Origin of the sequence: Leucobacter sp. M11, assembly GCF_035726885.1 — a bacterium.
In the GTDB taxonomy this organism is placed as follows: Bacteria; Actinomycetota; Actinomycetes; order Actinomycetales; family Microbacteriaceae; genus JAPFRB01.
The window spans coordinates 68,655-72,454 of record NZ_JAPFRB010000001.1; the positions used below are offsets into that span (position 1 = coordinate 68,655).

The following is a 3,800-nucleotide window of genomic DNA, read 5'->3' on the forward strand; positions in this document are numbered from 1 at the left end:
CGAAGCCCCAGGTCAAGCGCGGGCAGTACCCGAGCTAACCCGCTCCACACCCAGCGCTTGACACGCAGCAGCGGCTCCCCTCGGGGAGCCGCTGCTGTCTGCGCCCGGGCGTCGCGCGGTCTGCGGGGGCACCCCACCGGCGCGGGTCAGCGCTAGATCAGTGCTAGATCAGCGCTAAATCAGCGGGCATTTTCACGCCCCGGCGACGTACCTCGCGGCGCGCTGCATGCCACCAGGCGATCCGGCGCGTCCCGGGCCAAAGCAGCTGGAAGAACCCGCCCGCGATGAGGAGCAGCGCAAGGACGAAGAAGAGGCTGCCCTGCAGGGCGCCCGTGTCACGGACGAAGAGCACGCTGCCGGCAATCAGCAGCCCGGGCACCATGAAGATCACCCCGTACCCGATCTGGAGGTAGGGGTTTCGCACGTGCAGGGTGATCGGGTACTGCCAGGCAGGGATATCAGCCGTTCGCGCCGGCTCCCGGGATCCCAACGCGCGTTCGATCTCCAGCATCAAGACCTGTTCGTCCATCCGCTCGCGGGCCAGCGCGCCCTGCAGCGTCACCACGATGCGTCCCCTGCCGTGCTCCGGGGAATCGAAGGGATAGACACCGGGCGTTTCCGAACGGGAGGGGCGCAACGGCCGGATCACGCTCCGGACCGCATCGGGCATCGTCTGCCCCCGTGTTGCTGCCGTGACCGCGTGCGACACCCGCGAGGGCGCAGGCTTGCCGGCCGCACTGTGGGTGCGAATCACCTCGATCGTTGCGCTCATCAGCGGACTCCTGACGTGTTGTGCGGCAGACGCAGCGGCACGGATTCCGGACCGGATTGACGCATGCCCCGGCCCGGGCCCGGGCCCCGCTAGACCGTGGCCGGGGAGGCGTTGCCTCGCCAGCCGAGCGCGCGCAGGCCGCGGTTCACGCTGCGCGCCCAGAGCGGCCCCTCGTAGAGGAACGCCGTGTACCCCTGCACGAGGGTCGCCCCGGCGCGCAGGCGGAGGAGCACGTCCTCGGCCGTGGTGACCCCGCCGACCGCGATCACGCAGAGGTCCTCGGGCACCCGGGTGCGAATCAGGGCGAGCACCTCGAGGGCGCGCTCGCGCAGCGGAGCGCCGGAGAGCCCGCCCGCGCCGATCTCCTCGATCCGTTCCGGGCGCTCGCGCAACCCCTCCCGGGAGATGGTCGTGTTCGTCGCGATGATGCCGTCCAAGCCGAGCTCGGAGACGAGCTCGCACACGGCGATCACGCCGTCGTCGCTCAGGTCCGGGGCGATCTTCACGAGCACGGGGGTCTCCCCCGCGGCGTCCCGCACGGCGGTCAGGAGCGGGGCCAGCAGCTCAATCTCCTGGAGGCCGCGCAGGCCCGGGGTGTTCGGGGAGCTCACGTTCACGGCGAGGTAGTCGGCGATCTGCGCGAGCCGCCGGGTGCTCGTGACGTAGTCCGCGACCGCGTCTTCAACCTCGGTGACCCGGCTCTTGCCGATGTTCACCCCGATCACCGGTCGGCGGGCCACCAACCGGGCGTGTTCGATCCGGGGGGCGGCCGCGGCGGATCCGCCGTTGTTGAAGCCCATCCGGTTGATGACGGCGCGGTCCTCGATCAGGCGGAACAGGCGCGGGGTGGGGTTGCCGTCCTGGGCGTGCGCGGTGAGCGTGCCCACCTCGACGTGGCCAAAGCCGATGTCCCCGAGCCCGACGATGCCGGAGGCGTCCTTGTCGAAGCCAGCGGCCAAGCCGAAGGGGCTCGGGAACTCCTGGCCGAGGGCACGCACCCGAAGCTCGGGCCCCGGGGCGCAGAAGCGGTGCACGAGCCGGCCGAGGCCGAGCTTCGGGGCGGCCTTGATCACCGAGAAGGCAAGGTGGTGAGCGGTTTCCGGATCCATCCGCTTGAACAGCAGGGAGAACACGGTCGGGTAAATGCGCATCAGGCGTGGGTCCCCTCGGGGTCGGCGGCGGTGTCGGCGCGCTGGCGGTCGCGCAGCTGCTCGATTGCGCACTCAAAATCGTTCAGGGTTTCGAAGGCCTGATAGACGCTCGCGAAGCGCAGGTAGGCGATCTCGTCGAGATCCTTGAGCGGGGCCAAGATTGCCAGGCCGATGTCGTTCGCGTCGAGCTGGGCCTGGCCCGACTGCCGCAGGGTCTCCTCGACCTGCTGAGCGAGCAGCGCAAGGTCCGAGTCCGTGACGGGTCGGCCCTGGCAGGCCTTCCGGACACCGGAGACAACCTTCTCGCGGCTGAACGGCTCGACGACGCCGGAGCGCTTGATGACGGTCAGGCTCGACGTCTCCGTCGTGCTGAAGCGGCGGCCGCACTCGGGGCACTGACGGCGGCGGCGAATGGACAGGCCGTCGTCTGAGGTCCGGGAATCGATCACGCGGGAGTCCGAGTGTCGGCAGAAGGGGCAGTGCATGATTACTCGAATCTCACGGTGACCGCGTCACCGTGGGCTGGGAGGTGTTCGGCTCGGGCCAGGGTCACGAGGTGCTCGCGCACCCCGTCCAGTCCCGCCCGATCGTATTCGATGAGCTGTTGGGGGCGCAGGAAGGTGTGCGCGCCGAGCCCGGAGGCGAATCGGGCGGTGCCGCCCGTCGGCAGCACGTGGTTGGAACCCGCGAGATAATCGCCGAGGCTCACGGGGGTGTGCGCGCCCAGGAAGATTGCCCCGGCCGAGGTGATCCGTTCGGCGAGCTCGCGCGGCCGGGCGACCTGTAGCTCCAGGTGCTCGGGCGCGTAGGCGTTGCTGAGCGCGGCGGCCTGCTCCAGGGTGTCCACCAGGATCACGGCCGACTGCGGCCCGCCGAGGGCCTCGGCAACGCGTGCGGCATTCCCCGTGCGCTCGGCCTGCGCGCGACACTCCGCGAGCACGGCGTCGGCGAGCTCGGCGGAGGTCGTCACGAGCACGGACGCCGCCGCCTCGTCGTGCTCGGCCTGGCTGATGAGGTCGGCGGCGACGTAGCGGGGGTTCGCGTCCGCGTCGGCGATAACGAGGATCTCGGTCGTCCCGGCCTCCGCGTCGATGCCGACCCGCCCGTTGACGATGCGCTTGGCGGCGGCCACGTAAATGTTGCCGGGCCCGGTGACCACGTCAACCGGTTCCAGCCCGATCGCGGGCACGCCGTACGCGAAGGCCGCGATGGCCCCGGCCCCGCCGATCGCGTACACCTCGGTCACGCCGAGCAGGGCCGCGGCCGCGAGGATGGTCGGGTGCACCGATCCCCCTGCGTCGGCCTGGGCGGGCGAGGCGAGGGCGATACTGCGCACGCCGGCGGCCTGGGCCGCAACCGCGTTCATGACGACGCTGGAGGGGTAGACGGCCTTGCCGCCGGGGACGTACAGACCGACCCGGTCAACCGCCTGCCAGCGCTGCGTGATCGAGGAGCCGTCCCCGTAGACGGTCACGGCGGACGCCGGGACCTGCGCGGCTGAGGCGAGCCGGACGCGCGCGATCATCTCGGTCAGCGCCGCGACCACGGTCGGGTCACAGTCGGCGAGGGCCTGTTCGATGCGCTGGGCCGGAACCCGCAGGTCGTGCCCCTCGGCTCGGTCGAAGGCGGCGGCCTGCTCGCGCAGCGCGGCTTCCCCGCGGTCGCGGACGTCCTCGACGAGCGGGCGGACCCGCTCGACGGCGATGCCGATGTCGACGCTCGCCCGGGGGACGAGGGCGCGCAGGCTGCTCGGGTCGTCGGTGCGACCCCTGAGGTCAAGTGTTCTCATCATGTCGGTTCCAGTCTAGCGACGCTCGGCGTCAGGGATCGGGGCCAGGACGCCGTGCCAGACCAGTTCCCGGAGCCCGGCGACGAGC

Annotated in this window: 4 protein-coding genes; all 4 read right to left on the bottom strand. The window is 71.2% G+C overall.

Annotation, left to right across the window (positions count from 1 at the left end; translation table 11 throughout):
- Positions 1-163: 163 nt before the first annotated feature.
- The 4 genes from OOT08_RS00340 to hisD all read right to left on the bottom strand — a co-directional run bounded on the left by OOT08_RS00340 (position 164) and on the right by hisD (position 3,712).
- Complete coding sequence (locus OOT08_RS00340; protein ID WP_325090612.1) at positions 164-772, bottom strand: hypothetical protein; 609 nt, start codon at positions 770-772, stop codon at positions 164-166.
- An 89-nt stretch (positions 773-861) separates the two neighbouring features.
- Positions 862-1,923 carry a quinone-dependent dihydroorotate dehydrogenase gene (locus OOT08_RS00345; protein WP_442916139.1) on the bottom strand — a complete coding sequence of 354 codons (1,062 nt, stop codon included), beginning with the start codon at positions 1,921-1,923 and terminating at the stop codon, positions 862-864.
- On the bottom strand, positions 1,923-2,408 hold the full coding sequence (gene nrdR / locus OOT08_RS00350) for a transcriptional regulator NrdR (RefSeq protein WP_325090613.1): 486 nt from the start codon (positions 2,406-2,408) through the stop codon (positions 1,923-1,925). The genes OOT08_RS00345 and nrdR overlap by 1 nt, the downstream gene beginning before the upstream one ends.
- 2 nt (positions 2,409-2,410) lie before the next feature.
- Positions 2,411-3,712: a histidinol dehydrogenase gene (gene hisD / locus OOT08_RS00355; protein WP_325091264.1), complete on the bottom strand. Its 1,302-nt coding sequence runs from the start codon at positions 3,710-3,712 to the stop codon at positions 2,411-2,413.
- Positions 3,713-3,800: the final 88 nt, after the last annotated feature.

Bases quoted from the DNA above. Each gene is read 5' to 3' on its own strand.
- OOT08_RS00340 (WP_325090612.1), bottom strand. From the start codon at position 772: ATGAGCGCAACGATCGAGGTGATTCGCACCCACAGTGCGGCCGGCAAG.
- OOT08_RS00345 (WP_442916139.1), bottom strand. From the start codon at position 1,923: ATGCGCATTTACCCGACCGTGTTCTCCCTGCTGTTCAAGCGGATGGAT.
- nrdR (WP_325090613.1), bottom strand. From the start codon at position 2,408: ATGCACTGCCCCTTCTGCCGACACTCGGACTCCCGCGTGATCGATTCC.
- hisD (WP_325091264.1), bottom strand. From the start codon at position 3,712: ATGAGAACACTTGACCTCAGGGGTCGCACCGACGACCCGAGCAGCCTG.